The sequence below is a fragment of the Proteiniphilum sp. UBA1028 genome, from assembly GCF_002316955.1.
Taxonomy (GTDB): Bacteria; Bacteroidota; Bacteroidia; order Bacteroidales; family Dysgonomonadaceae; genus Proteiniphilum.
The window spans coordinates 61609-80553 of sequence record NZ_DCEN01000034.1; the positions used below are offsets into that span (position 1 = coordinate 61609).

Below are 18945 nucleotides of genomic sequence, written 5' to 3' on the forward strand. Positions count from 1 at the left end.
ATCAAACCTTACCTGACAGCAGGCAAGGCCCTTTACTTCTCTCATGGCTTCGGGATCACCTACAAAGAGCGTACGGGCATTGTCCCTCCTGCCGATGTGGATGTGATCCTGGTAGCACCGAAAGGATCGGGTACTTCCCTTCGGAAAATGTTCCTCGAGGGGCGCGGCCTCAACTCTTCGTACGCCATCTTCCAGGATGCTACCGGAAGGGCGTTCGAGCGTGTGGTAGCACTGGGCATTGGCGTGGGATCGGGTTATCTGTTTGAAACCGACTTCAAACGGGAAGTGTTTTCCGACCTTACCGGTGAGCGCGGCACACTGATGGGCGCTATCCAGGGATTGTTGCTGGCACAGTATGAGGTGCTTCGTGCCAACGGACATACCCCTTCAGAAGCTTTTAACGAGACCGTAGAGGAGCTCACACAATCGCTGATGCCTCTTTTTGCGGAAAAAGGAATGGACTGGATGTATGCCAATTGTTCCACCACTGCACAGCGTGGTGCCCTGGACTGGATGGGCCCGTTTCACGATGCCACCAAGCCGGTGTTTGAGAAACTGTATAGGGAGGTAGCTGCCGGCAACGAAGCGCAACGCTCCATCGACAGCAACTCACAGCCTGACTATCGCGAGAAGCTGGAGGAAGAGCTGAAGGCCCTTCGTGAAAGCGAGATGTGGCAGACCGGGGCTGTGGTACGCAAGCTGCGCCCGGAGAATAACTGAGGAAATACTGATTTCTAAATGTAAAGGAGACAAAGAGTTAAATCTGCGTCTCCTTTTGTTATTATCCATGGGATGATTATCTTTGGAACAAATAAGTTCCATCATCTAAAACCCGACACAACATGAATTTACTCGAACAGTTGAAATCTTACACCACGGTGGTTGCCGACACGGGTGATTTTGTCTCAATAGAGGCCTACAGGCCAATGGATGCTACAACCAACCCCTCACTGATCTTTCAGGCATTCCAGGATGTGAAGTATCGACCGCTGGCAGACGAGGCGGTTGCCTATGGTAAACGGTTCTCTGCCGACCCCTCGGTACAGCTTGCCAGGGCGTTGGACAAGCTGGCGGTTAACTTCGGACTGGAAATATTGAAGATTGTGCCGGGCCGTGTTTCCACCGAGGTGGATGCCCGCCTCTCCTTCGATACCGAAGCAACCGTTAAAAAAGCTCGGGAGTTGATTGCCCTTTACGAAGCTGCCGGTATCTCACGCGAACGCATATTGATCAAGATCGCTTCCACCTGGGAGGGAATAAAAGCTGCGGAGATTGTGGAAAAAGAGGGAATCCATTGCAACCTGACATTGCTCTTTTCGCAGGTACAGGCCATAGCGTGTGCCGACGCCGGCGTGCGGCTTATCTCCCCCTTTGTGGGGCGGATTCTTGACTGGCACAAAAAGGAACGAGGAGTCTCCGATATTCCTGCCCCGGAAGATCCTGGCGTCTTGTCACTCATCAATATCTATAACTATTATAAGAAATTTGGCTATAAAACAGAGGTGATGGGTGCCAGCTTCAGAAATATCGGAGAGATCTGCGAATTGGCAGGGTGCGACCTGCTCACCATATCTCCCAAGCTTTTGGAGGAGCTGGAGCAGCAGGAGGGGAAACTGGAAAGAAAGCTGAATCCCGAAACTGCTGCCGGGATGGATATTGAACGGTTAACGGTCGATGAAAAATCATTTAGGTGGAGGCTAAACGAGGATGCCATGGCCACCGAAAAGCTGGCCGAAGGGATCCGCAACTTCACCAAAGACCTGATAAAGCTGGAACAGCAGATTGCGGCTATGCTGTAAGCTGCTGTTCTTATTCTTCCTTTGTCAGATCGAGTTTCTCGTCGTCCTTGCCGCGGTCGAAAAACATCTTTTTCAGCGGGTTCCTGCTCGGCTCGTCATATGCAATCCTGTTTCGGAAGATGTCCATGGCCATGTAGATGGCCTGGCGGAACGATTCGTCGGAGGCCAGGTTCTTGCCGGCGATATTGTAGGCCGTGCCGTGGTCGGGTGAGGTGCGTACGATGGGGAGTCCGGCGGTGAAGTTGACACCGGCATCCATGGCAAGGGTCTTGAACGGTATGAGTCCCTGGTCGTGGTACATGGCGAGTATGGCGTCGAACTCCTTGAATCGTCCCGACCCGAAGAATCCGTCGGCAGCAAAAGGTCCGGCACATAGAATCCATTTCTCCTGTGCTTCCTTCACGGCAGGGGCAATGATCTCACTCTCCTCTTTGCCGAGCAGTCCGTTTTCACCGGCATGCGGATTGAGCGCCAGTACGGCAATACGCGGATTCTCAATTCTGAAATCGCGTTTCAGGGAGTGGTTGAGTATGTGCAACTTTTCCAGGATCAGCTCTTTGGACAACTTGGAGGGGACCTCCGCGAGGGGCAGATGGGTGGTGACCAGTGCCACGCGTAAAACCTCCGTGGCAAGGATCATCAATGCCTTCTCTCCGTTTTTGGCGAACCGATCTTCGAGGAATTCGGTATGCCCCGGGAAGCGAAAGTGTACACCTTGTATGCTATTCTTGTTGATCGGGAGGGTTACGAGCAGGTCGATCTTCCCGTTTGCCAGGTCGTTCGTGGCCTGGTCCAGCGCAATATAGGCCGATTCGCCCGCTTCGGCACTTGCTGTGCCCAATTCAATTCTGATCTCCTCTTTGACGCAGTTCAGGAGGTTTATCTTTCCCTCCTGCGATTCTTCGACTTTGGAAATAATATGAAAGTTAACCGGGTCACCCTCCATTACTTTGCGGTGATAAGAGGCCGACTTGGATGATCCGTATATGACTGGGTGGAACAACTCGAGCAGCCGGTCGTCGGAGAATGCTTTCAGCAGCACTTCGTATCCGATTCCATTGACATCGCCGTGCGTGATGCCCACTTTGATTAATGATGACATGTATCTTTTTTTTGATTCTCTTTGACAGTATTGTTTCTGATCCGCTATCCTTCAATCACCGCCTCTTTTGGTTTGGGTAGGCTGATGGTGTAGAGGGTGGCTTCCAGGTTGCGCATCAGGTTGCGTTTATTCATTTCCGGTGCGTATACGTAGACTTCCACCACAACGACCATGCCGGTATTGTCGTTTACAAAGGCGTGCATCACAAACGGGCCTCCCATCATGTCGGTGGACATCTCCCACAATCCGCGCAGTTCTGCCCGGAAGATGCCGTCAAGCTCCATAGTCCGGTAATCGGGGGAGTAGACACGCGTGGCAGTGGTCATTTCCGAGTCGAAGGAGCCTTTTATATATTTTCCCAGCTCCTTGTTGCGGATGCTGATGAGCGAATCTTTTTCGAATACTTTTTCCGTGGTGTACGGAAACTGGTAGATGACAATATCCTGTCGCCCGCGGGAGGCGTTGTTGGTGGCCCAGTAGAAGTTTTGGTGCTCGGTGACATTGGTCAGTCCCTTGGGCACATGGATATTGATTCCAAACACTTGTTGTGCGCGTGACAGCGGGGCCGATACCTCTCTCTTCAGCCATTTGCCGGTGCGTTCCAACTCTTTGTCTACGAAGTAGTTCACAATGCTTTCCCTGTTTTCAGTCACAAACTTGGCAAAGCTGGCACTGTCGGGAGCATGGATGTTCATGACTACCTGCCCCACGGCATACTTGTCGATCTCCGCTGTGAGCTTGGGGTAGCTGTAAATATTGGAGATGTCGGGGATAATGATGTTGCGTGCCATCTTGAAGGTGCTGGTGAAATTTTCGGGTGCAATCTGTACGATGGTGAAGTTTGGTTCGGCCTGTGGCAGCGCCTTCACGTTTGAGTTGAGCACGTCGAACAGGGCTCGGCCGGGAGAAGATTCCCAAGCAGTGTCATCCATCAGTACCATCATCTCGTTGTTTGTTCCTGAAGCAGACAAGAAGCCGCCCCCACCATCACACGACGTGAAGAGGACGATGGTTGCAATAAGGGCGAGTAAACCTGAAAATCGTTTCATATGCGTATTTTTTATGGGATAATCAATCCAGTCCTGGTGAAAACATGGTTGTACACGTTTCACAAAACAAATATACAACTATTTGCGTGGAAATGAAATGCAAGCGCACTTAATTTGTCCAAAAGTTGGTTGTAGTACCAGCTCTTGTTTCAGTCTTTTGTTGTCCCGTGGGCACTGAAAAAACAGGGAACCCTTATTTTTTTTCGATTTTTGCGGTGGAGAGCATGCCGCAGGCGGCAAAGATGTCCTCCCCCCTCGAAGCCCGGATGGTGCTGATAAATCCTTTGGCAGTAAGGAAATCACGGAACTTGATCATGTTCTCATTGGTGGAGGGGCGTAGGTTGCTCATCGGGATCACGTGGAAGCGAATCAGGTTGATGCGGCAGTCGAGTCCGGCCAGCAGCTTGGTCAGTTCCCGGGCGTAGAGCAGGGTGTCGTTGACCCCGTCGAACATGATGTACTCAAAAGAGAGTCGTCGCTGGTGGCTCCAGTCGTAGTCACGCAGCATTCCAATGACCGAGGTGATGGGAGCCGATTTTTCAATGGGCATGATGGCGAGCCGTTGTTCCGGTATGGGGTTGTGCAGGCTGACAGCCAGGTGGCATTTGCTTTCGTCGAGGAACCGCTTCAGGCTGGAGGCGAGGCCGATGGTAGAGAGGGTGATGCGCTTGGGGCTCCAGGCCAGGCCATAGTCCGCCATCAGCAATTCCGATGCTTTCTTCACCTGCTTGTAGTTGTCAAGCGGCTCTCCCATCCCCATGAAGACCAGGTTGGTGATCTGTTCCGAGTCGGGTACCGAATATACCTGGTTCAGGATTTCCGTGGCGGTGAGGTTGTCGTGGAACCCCTGTTTGCCGGTCATGCAGAAGTCGCAGTTCATGCGGCACCCCACCTGCGAGGAGACGCAGATGGTGAGTCGGTCCTCTTCGGGAATGGTAACCGTTTCGATGAACTTGCCGCCGGCGGTTTTGAACAACATCTTGCGGGTGCCGTCGACCGATGTTTTGATGTCGAGCGGCTCTGAGCGGCCAACATCGAATTTGTCAGAGAGTAGTTCTCTGTTTTTTAGCGAGATGTTGGTCATCTCGTCGATGCTCTTCACCCGTTTCAGATAGACCCAATCGGCAATCTGTCTGGCGGTGAATTTGGGGAGGTTCAGTTCCGCGACGCTTTCGGTAATTTCGGCGAGCGTCATGCCGAGCAGGGTTTGTTTTTGCTCCATTTGCTGCAATTGTAATTTATGGTGCAAAGATACGGAGTATTTGGCAAAATGAAGCATCGCAATGAAAAAGAGTAAAATAGTTCCGGATGAATCGGTGAAAATAGAGGTCGTGATCGGAAGAAATGGTTAAAAGTATTATATTTGTAATCAGTAATCAGACAAATTTTCAGACTGAAATTTAGCTACTATGCGAAATATTGTTTTTCTGCTTTTTATTGTCTTTGCAACAATGCGTATCCAGTCACAGGAAAAACCGGTGCTGTTATTTCCCGGCGGCGCACCGGGCGAAACGGGAAAAATGAAACAGGTGGACGACTTGAGCGGCAAAAAGGTGGCCGGTTGTCCCGTGCTGCGCATCAGCAATGTGGATGAACCCACGCTGACCTTTTACCCGGCTCCTGCCGATAATAACAAGGGTGTCACGCTTATCGTGAACCCGGGCGGGGGATACAATATCCTGGCCTACAACCTGGAGGGGTCGGAAATCTGCAAACGGTTCAACAGCTTTGGCATCAACTGCGTGCTGGTGAAGTACCGTGTGCCGCGACGTGAGGGGCTGGAGAAGCATGCTGCTCCTTTGCAGGACCTGCAGCGTGCCATCGCCTACACCCGCGCCCATGCGGGAGAGTGGGGGATTGATGCCAACAGAATTGGTGTAATGGGTTTCTCGGCGGGTGCACACCTGTCGGCTGTGGCCAGCACAAACTACGGTGAGCGCACCTATCCGAAAGTGGATTCCTTCGACGAGGTGAGCCTCCGTCCCGATTTCACCATCCTGGTCTACCCGGCCTATCTCTCCGGAGAGCATTTCTCCATTGCTTCCGAGCTGAAGGTCGATCAAAACACACCGCCCACCATTCTGATTCAGACGGAGGACGACAAGAGTCATATCAACAGCAGCCTTTTTTATTATTATGCGCTGAAGGAAGCAAAGGTGCCGGCAGCCTTGCATCTCTATCCCTCCGGCGGCCATGGTTACGGGCTTCGCAACACCGGCCACACGGTGAACGAATGGCCCTTCCGGGTGCTCTCCTGGTTGCGGGACATCGGGATGATTGAAAAGTGAAGCGGGAAAACCGTCATGTGAACGGATTCCAGGTTACAGTAACCGTGGTTACGGGGTATACCCAACAACTGTTTCTTTAAATTTTTGTAGCCAAATATATTGACATTTATTGTGGTGTTACTCCGACAGTTGTATCAAAAGAACTCCATTATCGATATTGCCGATGATCGCTTCATCACAATCCAGGTTGACAATCTCCACCTCCTTTATTAAATCAATATCATGAATACTTTAACCTGTGGTTGCCAGGAGTGCGAGGGCAAACATCCCGGATAAAACATTCTTTTTCATTCTTTTGGAGATACTTCAACAAGCGGCTGACATTCCTGTGTCTTGAGTCCTTTCAGGACTCCACTTTTTTCAATAATTTTCTTGTATTCTTTTTTGAATACTGCCAATATGTTTGTAGTACCGCTTTCCTTAATGTTTGATTTTATAAAAAACCAATACTGGATTTGAATCAAAAGATATTGACGGTAGGATCTTTTTTAATCCATCTATTTCTTGATCCATTAAACCAGCTGGATTAATGGCATAAACCAATTCATTTTTATTGGTTACGTATAATAGACGATTTAGACCAGGAGAGCCTTCGGCATTTTTATACCCATTGTAAACGCTTGCTTCTCCATTTGCTATATCAACGGATGCTTTGAAAGTCATAATGGATTTATTTAAATTGCTTTCGGAACAATTAAAAACACAAATGTTGTTCAAAATGTGCAGGTTCTCTATAAATCCCACATAATTGTTTGTGTTAATAATTTTATTATATTCATCTATCGTTCTAGCTTGAGTGATTTTTTCGTACGGAAGATTTCTACCTATAAAATTAATTTCAACAAAAGGTTCTACTTTATTATTATTTAATTTGTAGATAATATTTGAAGTCGGGTAATAGAAATATTTATTATGGTCATTATCCTCAGAAAAACAAGTTTCATTTGTTATGTTAACAAAGTCTTTTTGTGGGAAAAAACCATTTTCAATTTTACTAAGTTTATTATCGCTGTAAATTAAGTTAAATTTACTTGGATTGTTATTTTTAAAACAGCTGTAAATCCAAAAACCTTTTTTCGTTTTTATAAAAGAATTAAAAGAAAATCTCGAATTTATTATTTCATCAATATTTCCATTTAATAAATAAACAAACATCTTACTTTGAAATCTTTCAAAGGCATAAATTTTATTTGCATCGAAGTCATAGTATATATCATTGAATTCTATGTACTCTGAAGGTCCGCTGCCTTTTTCGCCTATTTTCCTAATGAACTTTCCTTCTTCATCAAATAAAAGTATATTCTTGTTTTTTCTATCAAATATGATTATTGAATCGTCCTTGACATACAATTTGCTAATTGATGTGATTAAAGATTGATTATTCGTCTCAAGTGGAATATACTTAGCTGAATCCGCAATATTTTTAATATCAAAGATTTTTAAATTTGCCACATCCATATTTACATACACCCTATCATCTTTTTTTATTTTTGTTTTGTTGTTTTCTATGCATGATGATAGGAATAAAAGCATTCCTCCTATTATAATAGGAAGAATGCCTTTTAGAAAATGATTAACATGGTTCATAATTACAATTTGTTAAATCTCCCATTAATCTACAACAATTTATTTTTACTGAAGTTGTGGTTTTTTGATATTGCGGAGGCCAAGTTTGGGTGACTGTACCATTGAGTATCCATGCTTTTAAACTGGCATTCCATGACCATCCCGGTGAAGTAGTCTCATAAATTTCTGTTGTGATTGTTTTTTCGCCTACTTGCCATTTATCCCCATTTTCATTTCCACCTTCATTTTGTGCCAACGCCTCCACATTGGCCAATGCCAGATCGCTTAATCCCACATTACTCTTCATACTTTTGTGCACTCCGAAACCTGCGGTTGCAAGGAGTGCGAGGGCGAAAACACCCGATAAAATTTTCTTTTTCATGCGAATAAAAAATTAAAGTTGTTGATATAACCTCCTTCTTGAAGGAGTTTTTATTTTACATGGTTTTACAAATTGAATTTATTCCACCGGATTTACGTTCGTTTTTTGCAAAAGAAAAACATAAAAGATGATTGGCCAAAAAAACACCCGTCTCAATTCTGTTCGCGTTGTTATTCCAAATTCTTTAGTATCCGGTTCCAACGGTTTTTTCAGAAATTGGATCTTTGGATTTCGACATACACACAGGATGCCTTATCTACAATCATCTCGTCTTTCAACTGCTTGGATAGCAATCTTTCATGATTTTCAGATATTCTATTGTTAGTTCTGGGTTTATTTTATTAGTTATGATCAATTGTTTAACACATAAGTCCTTATCAAGGATAAAAAAGTATGACATCGCTACTATTTCATACAAATGGAAATCATCTTTATGATATAAGCTTATCACTTTCGTACAACAGGTCCAGGTTGGTGGAGTACTTGATATCCGCATCACAAACAGTAGTGAAACAGGGCAAACTCTTACCGGAGTACTGTTTTTGAAAGGACAACCAACTGGTTATTCTCATTAAGTTTTGCCTCAAAGGTCATCTTGAACCCTGAAATTGAAAGCTGTCTGGAGCTCTTGTATCGTATCATAAAATTTAAGGATTATGAAGTGAAAATACTCAAATTCTTGTAGTTATACAAATTCGACATCGATCAATTTGCTGATTTTCATCATTACTAACTAGTATTCAGCAGACATTAATTAATTCCTCGTTTTCTCTTTTTCCGTTACCGATACAGGCGAAACGTGTGACAAGTTGATGTTTCCACTCACGATGATTTGGTCATAGTGCATATTTGTAAATTAAATCATCAATAGTAAGAATATACAAGTATTTAGATATTGGATCAATAGTAATTTCATGAGTTTTCTTATCCAAAATAATTATTCTTGTAATTTCTCCATCCCAATCATACACAAGAATTGAATTTGTTTCAAAAGGGTAGTTTTTACCATTTTCCTCTATAATAGTATTTGAATATAATGCATAAATGTATTCATTGTCAACACATACATCTCTGAAAAAGATTCTATAGTTTTTAGTGTCACGTAAAAGATAATCAAAGTCTGGCGTTCCTTTTATCCTAAATCCTTTCAATTTGTCATTATTAATGTCATAAATATTTAATTGTGCCAACATCTCCATAGCCATTACAATTTTTGTCCCATCAGGTTTTATTCTATCTCTCGAAACAAAATAATTTTCTACTGGAAAATCATTTTGTTTCTTTAGTATTGGCTTGTTAAAGATTTCGATTTTTTGAATAAATTCTTGGCGCATATTATAGACTTCATATCTATCCGGAATAAAACTATTGTCTTCTATTCTCTCGGCCTGTATTCTAGTTAAAGCCTTATCTTGATGAGCCATAAAGACGTATCCAAAAGGGACAAATGAGTTTTTTTTCCAGTTAAGATACAGAGTGGAGTCTATAATAAACTTGGACGTGTTAATGGTGTTAGTTATATTGATTAAAATATTTTCAGCACCATATCCATTTCTGACCCATAACTTAATATCCTTATTATTTATGATAAATTGTTCCGCATGCGTAAAATCAATATAATCATCAGGACCTTGGCCCTTATGTGCATACTTTCCTATCAGTTCATTATTGTTTAAATTGTAAATGTATAAATAATAATCAGGAAACGAGTGAGATACAAATAACATCATAGAGTCATAAACTGTCATATAGCCTGCATAAATATCCTTTAGTGTAATTATTTCACCTATAAGTGTATCACATCGGATATTGGAAATATCAGTTGTAAATATTTCTGCATTAAAATAATCTTCACTTAATTTATTACAACTCATCAAAAAAATAATAGTGAGAAATAATAGTAAAAACCTTTTCATCTTTGAAAATTATATTTATATATGTACATACTGCTATTTAGTGTAATCTACTCTGTTTTTAAATCAAAACAGAGTAGATTGTTATTTTAAGTAGTACAATTGCTATAGGTATAGCTATAAATTCTACCTCTTTTTTCTGGAGGACATGGATAAATCATCGAAGAACTAGTGCGAGAGTCACATGGCTGAATGCTTGTTGGTGAGCCGGCGTCTTCATATATTGTTCCTGTGTAACAAGTCCGCACAGGAGTGCCACCATTTTCTCCATTTGCCAACGCCTCCACATTGGCCAACGCCAGATCGCTTAATCCCACATTACTCTTCATACTTTTGTGCACTCCGAAACCTGCGGTTGCAAGGAGTGCGAGGGCGAAAACACCCGATAAAATTTTCTTTTTCATGCGAATAAAAAATTAAAGTTGTTGATATAACCTCCTTCTTGAAGGAGTTTTTATTTTACATGGTTTTACAAATTGAATTTATTCCACCGGATTTACGTTTGTTTTTTGCAAAAGAAAAACATAAAAGATGATTGGCCAAAAAAACACCCGTCTCAATTCTGTCTCAATTCTGTTCCGTATTTTTCCTTACCATCAGAAGAGGAAGGAAGATGAATATTCCAATAATCGACATGAGTAATCCTCCGATGGTGCCTGCGGCCAGGGGGAACCAGAATCCCTCTTTTTGTGTGCCTACCATGAAAGGTATGAACCCGAGAACGGTGGAAATGACGGTGAGAAAGATGGGAATGATCTTCGAGTTCCATGCTTTCAGGTAAGCCTTCAGTGAGGAAAGATCCGGTCGCCGCGTGCGTATGCGGTTGTATTCGTCAACAATATAGATGGCGGCGTTGATGGTAATACCCGATAGGAGGATGAACGAGGCAAAACCACCCTGGTCGAAGTTCAGTTTGAACCAGTAGAAGGTGAGGAAGATGCCGATAAAGGATATGGGGATGATGAAGATCACGGCCAGTGGTTGTTTCAAGGAGTTGAACAGGATGGAGGAGGTGAAGAAGATGATCACGATGAGCAATCCAATGAGCCGGTACTGCTTGTTGTCCTTGCTGCCCCATCCCCAGTAGCTGCTTTCACTATGTGCCGTATACCCCATGGGGAGGCGTTTGTTGAATTCCTCGAGCTCCCGTTCAAGAATTTTCTGTCCCTGTGTGTATGAACCGATGTAGTCGTATTGCATCGTTAGCCGGTATTGCTGGTTTTCCTTCCCCACCTCCTGCGGGGCTTGTCCCTTGACGATACTGGCCACATCGTTCAACTTGTAGAAGCGGTCACCGCTGTGCATGTCGAAATGCTGCAATGCCCAGATATCATAATCTCCGGCTTGTTTCCCGGTGAGATTGATGGCTTCATTGCCTCCGTCGACTGCCACCGACCCTGCCCACATATTGCGGGCAAAGAGCGGTTGGAGGGTAGCGAACAATTCCCCGGGGCGGATACCCCGGGCAGCCAGTTGTTCCCGCTTCAGGTCGAACGAGAACTCCTGGTAATCATCTTTGTACCATGAGAAGTTGGAGTTGACGGTCACTTCCCGTATGCGGCGGTAGGTGAGCAGCCGCTGTTTGAGGCTGTCGGTCCATGCTGCAAGCTCATCGTAGTTGTATCCGTAGAGCTTTACCCTGTACTGCCCGGCTGTTTCACGCACACTGTTGCTGAATCCCTGGTCCTCTAACCCGTATACATCCCAGCTGCCCCCTCCCAGCTGTAGGGCTCTGCCAATCACATTGCTTTTCAGTTGATAGGGAAAACCGCTCCTTTCCGCCTCCTTCCGGAAAAAAACATTGATCGATGCCCTGTTCGGATTGTGGATACTGGTCTGAAACTGCCTGATCTCGGGAAAACCGCTGAGGTAACGTTCCATCCTGACCACCAGGTTATTCATTTGAGAGAGGGTGGTGCCATTGGGCATTGATGCGGTGATGGTGAGTACCATCTCATCACTGCGGGTGAAATAACTGCCCCGATAGACTTTCTCCACAAACAGCCGCAGGGTTCCCCCCAGCGCCTTATCGACCACCGGCTTGATTTTTTCTTTGTAGGTGGTGCTACCTGCTGTTTGATTGTATTTCAAGGCAAAAGGAGTCTCTTTTTCAATTTTCTCCGGCAACATGAATACGGGCAGACCGAACAAGAGGATGATGCCGACGAAAGCGATCCATTTCCTGCGGGAAAGAAGGAGGATGGTTATTTCATAGAGGCGGGTGAGCCGGACGACCATCCGTTCGCGGGAGAAAAGGGGGAAGGAGAGGAACCGTCTCTTTCTTTTTTTTCCATGACGCCGCTTTTCAAGCCCTATCCGTTCCACTACCGCCGGTACGAACAAGGAGGCAACAAATAGCGACACCATCAGGTTGATCATCACCACTGCTGCGAAATCCTGCAGGTTCAGCCGTAGCCGCTCGTCGAGCAGAAAGATCATGGAGAGTGCGCCGATGGTGGTGACCGTGGCGGTGAGAATAGGCATGATCGCATTTCTGTTGCCCTTGTGCATGATGTGATCGGTCATGATAATGGCGTTGTCGATGATCAGGCTCAACGAGATGGTGATGCCGGCCAGTGAATAGAGTTGTATCTCCAGTTTGAACAGGTAATAGAAGATCACGGCGATTGCCAGGTCTACGAAGAGGCTGGCTGCGATAAGAAACAGGTAACGGCCGTTGCGGGTGATCAGCAGCACGAAAAGGGTGAGGATGAGAATGGTGAGCCCGCTGCGGATATAGATTTTGTGCAGTTCTTCACGAATATAGTCGGTTGCGTCATAGCTGGCGTGAATCTCATAGCCGGCAGGCAGTGCCGCTTCAATCTGCCGCATCGTTTCCTTAACCTGCCTGTTCAATCGTAGCTGGTTGGCCGATTCTTCGGCGGTGAGGGAGAGATAGATGGAGTTGAGCCCGTTGATGCGGTAGTAAGCAGATGGTTCCTTTTCCGTATGTTTTACTTTCACGAGCTGATCGAGCCGGATCAGGTTCCCTGCACCGTTTGTAACAAATATGGCTTCCGGATCGAAATGGTTCTTCTCTGCCTCCGACTTCAGCATGATTCGTATCCAGGAAGAGGTTTCTCCCGGCCTCCCCGTTTCCGCCATTCCGAGAAAATCGACCGTATAATGCCGGGAAACAGCCTGCCTGATATCGTTGGGCGTGATCCCGATCGATTGCAGCCTGTCATGATCATACTCCAGCTGCCATTCCATGGGTTGGGCTCCGCTCACATCAATCTTATAAAGGCCCCCGATGTTGTTTAATGCCGTTTTGATCACGTTCTCGGTGTATCGTTGGATGACGATGGGGGTTGCCGCGGAATTGATTGTGTAGGTCATGAAAGGACGGGTTGCCTCGTCGTCTGGACGGTTTACCGTGATATAGGGATAGGATACTTCCCGTGGCAGCTCGGGCCAAGTCTGGCGGATAATAGTCGACACCTCAAAGCGGGCCAAGTCGATGGGAGTATGCTTGTCCAGTTCAATGGTGATACTACCCCATCCGTTGCCCGATGTTGAGCTGATTTTCCGGATACCCTGTATACGGGCCAGCATCGATTCTAATCGTGAGGTAGCTTCCATCTCCACTACACGTGCACCATAATGAGTCATATTGAAATACACCGTGATACCTGGCAGGGTACGTGAGGGAGCCAGTTTCACAGGCAATAGATGGACAAGAGCCAGACCCACGATTGCCAGACAGACAAACGCTACGATGATTGTAAAGGAGGATATCTTTTTCTTCTCTGCCAAAGCGATGATATTTAGCTGTTATTTTTTACCCGTCAGGTTCCAGTCGAAGATCTCCGCAATGGGTACCTGTTTTTCGAAATCGTAGAGAGTGAGTTTGCGGATCTTGAAATAGCTCTGCCAGTAATTTTTTAGTGCCAGAATATAGTTTCGCTGCGCTTCCTGTCTGCGGCTGGTAGAGAGGGTGAGGCTATTGATGTCGGCTTTCCCGATGATAAACCGTTCACGTGTCTGATCGTATGCCAGCCTGGCCAGTTCCATTGCTTCTTCCGCACTGCGGATGAGTTGTTGCTGAATGGTGAAGTCGCCCACGGTCATGATCACATCTTCCTCGAGTCGTATTTCATTTTCTCGGGTAGTCAGGCGGGTGATGCTGAGGTTGCTTTTTGCCATGTTGTGCCGTCCCCTTCTTACGCCCCAATCTACCAGTGGAATGGAGAGGGTGAGTGAGACGATATCCTGTTGAAGGGGGTTGCGGTAAGCATTCCGGAATGATTCCGCCACCTGGTTGAATCCTACGCTGGCAGATAGGCCTGCATTGAATCGGGATTCAACTTTCGCCCTTTCTACCGTCTGTTCCGATTGTAAAATCTGCTGTTCCGAATCGAGGTAACGGGGATTATTTTCCTTGGCCAGACTCAGTGCCTTCTCTTCCGTAATGATGATCTGTTTGGGATAGTCCGGCAGTTTCAGGGAGATGCGTGTATCTTTCTCCAGGTTCAGGTATGCTGCCAGTGCGAACATGCTTCTCTTGAGGTTTATTTCCGCGTTCTGGAGGCTGTTACGGGCGTTTACTTTGTCGAGTTTTAACGTTAGGAGATCGGTTTGCCCGATGGAGGCGATCTTGTGTCTCTCCTCACCAATGCTGTAGAGTGTATCCGAGCTCGCCAGGTTCTCCACGGCCAGTTCATATTCGGCCTGTGCCATGGCCAGATCGAAAAAGTAGCCGGTAGCTGTTTCCGCGGTCTGCTCCAACTGGTAGATCAATTCTTTCTGTGCTTTCTCAAATTTCACGGGAGCGATTTTTTTCTCCCATTTAAAGGGATTGTACCCGATCAGGTTCTGCCGGTAGCCGACGCGTAGGGGAACGCTTGAGAACTGGCTGTAGCTCTGATCTCCGAAGTTGCGGATATAACCCAGCTCCGAGTCCACAAAGAAGGTGCCGCCGGTGACATCGAGGTTTTGCTGGGCAGCCAGGTTGCCAAAACTGTAAAATGATTGCTGCCGGCGGTATATATCGATGTTTTGTTCGGAGTCATACCTGCGGGTATAATCCCTGTTATAACTGACAGGAGTCAGGTAAAGCGATAGGGACGGCAGCCTGTCTGCCTTGAACGACCTGTACTCCCAATAGCTTGCCATGTAGCTGTTTTTCGCGCGGAATGCCGATAGCGAGCTGTCGTTCGCCAGCTGTACCGTGGTTGTCAGATCCAGCTCAATCGGTCTTTCCTGTGCATCTGTGTGGATTATGGAAATACCAGCCAGATGCAGCGCAAATATCAGAATTAATTGTTTACATGCTCGTTTCATATGATTAAAACTATTTATTCAGAATCAGGAGCCAGGAGTGTTGGAATATGATCATCACATCATGGAATTATTGAATCCTTCTTCCTGTATATTACCCAATAGAGTAACGGGATAAGGAATATACTTACGACTGTCCCGATGGTCATTGCGCTGATCATCGCAATGGCAAGCGGTTTCTGCAACTCTGACCCTAAATCGAACGTAAAAAGGATGGGAATCATCGAAAACAGGGATGTGAGTGCCGTCATGATGATGGCTCTCAATCTTCTTACGCCACCGGTATGGATTGCTTCCATCAGGGGCATCCCCTCTTTTCTCAACTCATTGATCAGGTCTATTTTCAGGATGGAGTCGGTAAGGATTACGCCAATGGTTACCACAATTCCGATGGCGCTCATCAGGTTCAGAGTGTGGCCCGTGAGCCAAAGAACGATAAGAGTAAACGCAATATCGATCGGTATTTCAGCCAATACGATCAGTGGCTGCAGAAAATTTTCGAACTGCGAAGCCAGGATAAAATACATCAACAGGATAGAAACCAGCAGGATGATCACCAGTTCTTTCAACATCTGTCTGTTGGAAAAGTAACTGCCGGAAAATGCCACATCCCACGCATTCTCCTGCCGGATGGTTTTACGTGTCTTCTCCATCAATATTTCCGGCTGGCTGGGTTGGAAATAGTAAATTGGGATATATTCCCCGTTTTTTCCGGCAATGATGGTTTTGATGTCCTCACCGGGTGTCAGGGAGACCAGCGAAGCCAGCGGCACACGGATGGCCTGCGACCTGTCGGCTTCGGGATAACCATATACCAGTGTTTGCTGCAGAACATCCTGAATGGATTGCTCTCTGCCTGCAATCGAGATGGGGAGATATTGCTGGAAAGAACGTAATACTGTTACCTGGTTGTCTCTGAATGCAGTTTTCAATGTTTGCGATATCTCCTGCCATGAAACGCCATAGAGCAGCAGTTTTTCCTTGTTCGGAACGATCACATATTGTTGTTCAAAAGGTACTGTTTCAGCCCGTTCACCTGTGGATACCGCCAAACTCGATTCAATTTTCCGGATAGCCTCGGGATTGGGTGCTATTTCCCTGTTCTTCGGATAAAGTTGGGTGATCAAATCCGCTTCGCTGGTATCGAAAATTTTTTCGAATATGTTTTCCGGAGGAGAAAAGTTAACTACGGCATCCGGATAATGATGACGTACCCAATCCGATATTTTTGTTTCAAGTGATACAACTTTGGAAGAATTGTCTGTTTTCAAGTACAACTGAGCCTCTGTAACAGTCAGATCGTTATCCTTTTCCAGCAGATATTGTCGTTGTCCTACGTAGGCGGCATTTTCCACTGCATGCTCTATTGTTGTCTGAAGTAGTTTTGATACCCGCTGTGCATTTTCATCCACATGGATATTCTCGTTCCACTCTACGGTGACGATGCTTTCCTTATAGCTTATGTTGGGCATGCTTGATTTCGGCATTGCCCTGAAAAGGAACATACAGAGCGGGACGGAAATGACCAGCAGAGTGAGGAAAAGAATCTTGTGGCGGAAAACATATTGGATTCCCTGATCGTAAGCCGGAAAGATCACCCGGTCTATTCTCTGTTGCACGGAAGCGAAGAATCCTTCCGCTTTTTTGTGCCTGAGCCTGCTGCCGTATGCTATTTTGTAGAGTACCGGGAGCAGAATGATACCTGTGAGGTAGGAGACGAACATGCCGGCGGTTACGGCAAATGCCTCGGCGTAGAAAATGGCTCCTGCTATACCGCTCATAAAGACAAGCGGTACAAACACGGAGATGGTAGTCAGTGTGGAGCTGAAGATTGGCATGATTACTTCTTTGGTGCCTTTCTCACATGCATCGTCCAGCGTACAGCCCTGTTTCCGGTATTGGGTGATCACATCCGTCACCACGATGGAACTGTCGATCATGTTACCCAGGGCAAGGATCAGCCCTGAGAGTGTGATGATGTTCATCGACTGTCCGAAGAGGAAAAAGAAGATAAAGGTTGTGATCAGGGCTGTGGTCATGCTGATACCGATGATCAGCGGAGATTTGCCATCGCCGAGGAATAGGAGGGCGACAAAGAATACCAGGACAAATCCAATGATCAGATTCTCCTGCAGGTTGGAAATGGTATAGTCGAGCAGTTCGGTTTGGTTCCGGTTCACGGTAAACTCCACCTCCGGGTAACTCCGTTCCAGGTCTTCCAGTGTCTTGTTCAGTGATTTTCGCAGGTTCTTCATGGTTTCGTCGGCCTGTTTGATCACGCCCATGGTGACAGCCCTTTTCCCGTTGATGAGTGAGAGCCCCGATTCGGGTTGTTTCACCACGTCGATCTCAGCCAGCTCTCTCAGCCGGAAGATCCTCCCATCCTTTTCGAGGAAGATATTCCGCACATCGTCGGGTGTGCGCAGCAGCGAGGAGAATTTAATGTTGTACTCGTAGTATCCGTCGCGCACGATCATGCTTCCCGGTTCAATATTGTTGGCTGCAAGCACGTTTTCAATGTCGTTCAGGGTGATTGATGCCGATTCGAGCAAGGCCGGGTTGGGGACGATTTGCAGGTGTTTGTACATCAGCCCCGTCATGTCGGCCATGGCCACTTCGGGTAGTTGTTCGATGCGCCGTTTCACCACGTTGTCGGCAAACTCCGAGAGGTCGAGGAATTGATGCTCGTTGGTGGCGGAGTAGGGGGAATCGCTTTTGAGTGTGAGGTTCAGGTAGAATACAGGCAGGTCGGCCGCACTGGCCTTGATTACCCGTGGCCGTCTCGTGTCGCGGGGGAGGCTGTTCATGGCGGCGTCGATTTTTTCGTTCACCTCAATGAAGGCCAGGTCGGTATCGGTTCCGTAGTCGAACTTCAGGCGGATAATCGCCGACCCGTCGCGTGTTTCGCTTTGTATATCCCGCAATTTCCCTACCTGCATCAGTTGCCGGCGAATCGGTGTCACTACCGCGTTCTCCAGCTCACGGGCCGAACTATTGTCGCCCGACACCTGTACCGTGATTTCGGGTATGGCAATGTCGGGCAGCAGTGATACCGGCAGCGTGTTGTAGGTGATGATCCCGATAATCACGCAGGCCAGAAACAGCATAAGAACGGAGATGGGGCGGCGGAGGAGGAATTTGATCATTTGGTTGGTTTTTGGCTGTTAGTCAGATAGCTTATTTTGTGGGACAATATAATATCGGAAACAGCTTTTAAGTATACATTGGTTCTACTTATGTTTGATTTGTCAAAAAAATGCAAATGTTTTACTTCCATAGTTTCATCTAAAATAAAAAAATAGAGAGATTCGTTGAGAAAGTCACTTCTGAAAGAGATTATTGGTTCAGATGTAGTCATAACAACTTTACCCTCTAAGTTTTCCTTAAATCGATCTTCAATATTCTGTGAAATAAAAACAACATTATTACTGATTTCGTAGTTGGGGAATATTATTTCAAGCATTTGTGTTATTGACTGAATACAACTGTAACACACATTTTGGGGGATACTGAAGAATAAGACGTTTTTTTTATCGATAAAAGAAGATAACATAAAGTTGTCATTA

Annotated in this window: 14 protein-coding genes; 3 read left to right on the plus strand and 11 right to left on the minus strand. The window is 46.1% G+C overall.

Annotated elements, in window-relative coordinates; translation table 11 throughout:
- Nucleotides 1-720, plus strand: a 720-nt coding sequence (ilvC, locus tag B3Z75_RS05300) for a ketol-acid reductoisomerase (protein WP_294068396.1), incomplete at its 5' end; no start/stop codon positions are given.
- Nucleotides 721-842: 122 nt separating this feature from the next.
- Nucleotides 843-1799 carry a transaldolase gene (gene tal, locus B3Z75_RS05305; RefSeq protein WP_294068398.1) on the plus strand — a complete coding sequence of 319 codons (957 nt, stop codon included), beginning with the start codon at nucleotides 843-845 and terminating at the stop codon, nucleotides 1797-1799.
- Nucleotides 1800-1809: 10 nt separating this feature from the next.
- On the opposite strand, the gene pdxA is transcribed toward tal, so the two are convergent.
- From pdxA to rlmN, 3 genes are all read right to left on the minus strand, one after another.
- Nucleotides 1810-2901 carry a 4-hydroxythreonine-4-phosphate dehydrogenase PdxA gene (gene pdxA / locus B3Z75_RS05310; protein ID WP_294068400.1) on the minus strand — a complete coding sequence of 364 codons (1092 nt, stop codon included), beginning with the start codon at nucleotides 2899-2901 and terminating at the stop codon, nucleotides 1810-1812.
- 44 nt (nucleotides 2902-2945) lie between these two features.
- On the minus strand, nucleotides 2946-3950 hold the full coding sequence (locus B3Z75_RS05315; RefSeq protein WP_294068402.1) for a DUF4837 family protein: 1005 nt from the start codon (nucleotides 3948-3950) through the stop codon (nucleotides 2946-2948).
- Nucleotides 3951-4143: 193 nt separating this feature from the next.
- Nucleotides 4144-5172, minus strand: a complete 1029-nt coding sequence (gene rlmN / locus B3Z75_RS05320) for a 23S rRNA (adenine(2503)-C(2))-methyltransferase RlmN (protein WP_294068405.1) — start codon at nucleotides 5170-5172, stop codon at nucleotides 4144-4146.
- A 187-nt stretch (nucleotides 5173-5359) separates the two neighbouring features.
- On the opposite strand from rlmN, the gene B3Z75_RS05325 reads away from it, so the two are divergent.
- Nucleotides 5360-6238 carry an alpha/beta hydrolase gene (locus tag B3Z75_RS05325; RefSeq protein ID WP_294068407.1) on the plus strand — a complete coding sequence of 293 codons (879 nt, stop codon included), beginning with the start codon at nucleotides 5360-5362 and terminating at the stop codon, nucleotides 6236-6238.
- A gap of 420 nt (nucleotides 6239-6658) precedes the next feature.
- Here the strand turns inward: B3Z75_RS05325 and B3Z75_RS05330 are convergent, their stop codons facing one another.
- From B3Z75_RS05330 to B3Z75_RS05365, 8 genes are all read right to left on the minus strand, one after another.
- Nucleotides 6659-7825: a 6-bladed beta-propeller gene (locus B3Z75_RS05330; RefSeq protein ID WP_294068409.1), complete on the minus strand. Its 1167-nt coding sequence runs from the start codon at nucleotides 7823-7825 to the stop codon at nucleotides 6659-6661.
- On the minus strand, nucleotides 7812-8186 hold the full coding sequence (locus B3Z75_RS05335; protein WP_294068411.1) for an NVEALA domain-containing protein: 375 nt from the start codon (nucleotides 8184-8186) through the stop codon (nucleotides 7812-7814). The genes B3Z75_RS05330 and B3Z75_RS05335 overlap by 14 nt, the downstream gene beginning before the upstream one ends.
- Before the next feature lie 836 nt (nucleotides 8187-9022).
- On the minus strand, nucleotides 9023-10102 hold the full coding sequence (locus tag B3Z75_RS05340; protein WP_294068413.1) for a BF3164 family lipoprotein: 1080 nt from the start codon (nucleotides 10100-10102) through the stop codon (nucleotides 9023-9025).
- A gap of 86 nt (nucleotides 10103-10188) precedes the next feature.
- Nucleotides 10189-10503 carry an NVEALA domain-containing protein gene (locus tag B3Z75_RS05345; RefSeq protein ID WP_294068415.1) on the minus strand — a complete coding sequence of 105 codons (315 nt, stop codon included), beginning with the start codon at nucleotides 10501-10503 and terminating at the stop codon, nucleotides 10189-10191.
- A 163-nt stretch (nucleotides 10504-10666) separates the two neighbouring features.
- Nucleotides 10667-13855: an efflux RND transporter permease subunit gene (locus B3Z75_RS05350; RefSeq protein WP_294068417.1), complete on the minus strand. Its 3189-nt coding sequence runs from the start codon at nucleotides 13853-13855 to the stop codon at nucleotides 10667-10669.
- 18 nt (nucleotides 13856-13873) lie between these two features.
- Nucleotides 13874-15382, minus strand: coding sequence for a TolC family protein (locus B3Z75_RS05355; RefSeq protein ID WP_294068419.1), 1509 nt, complete (start codon nucleotides 15380-15382; stop codon nucleotides 13874-13876).
- 59 nt (nucleotides 15383-15441) lie between these two features.
- On the minus strand, nucleotides 15442-18525 hold the full coding sequence (locus B3Z75_RS05360; RefSeq protein ID WP_294068421.1) for an efflux RND transporter permease subunit: 3084 nt from the start codon (nucleotides 18523-18525) through the stop codon (nucleotides 15442-15444).
- Nucleotides 18522-18945, minus strand: a 424-nt coding sequence (locus B3Z75_RS05365; protein ID WP_294068423.1) for a hypothetical protein, incomplete at its 5' end; no start/stop codon positions are given. The genes B3Z75_RS05360 and B3Z75_RS05365, both read right to left, overlap by 4 nt.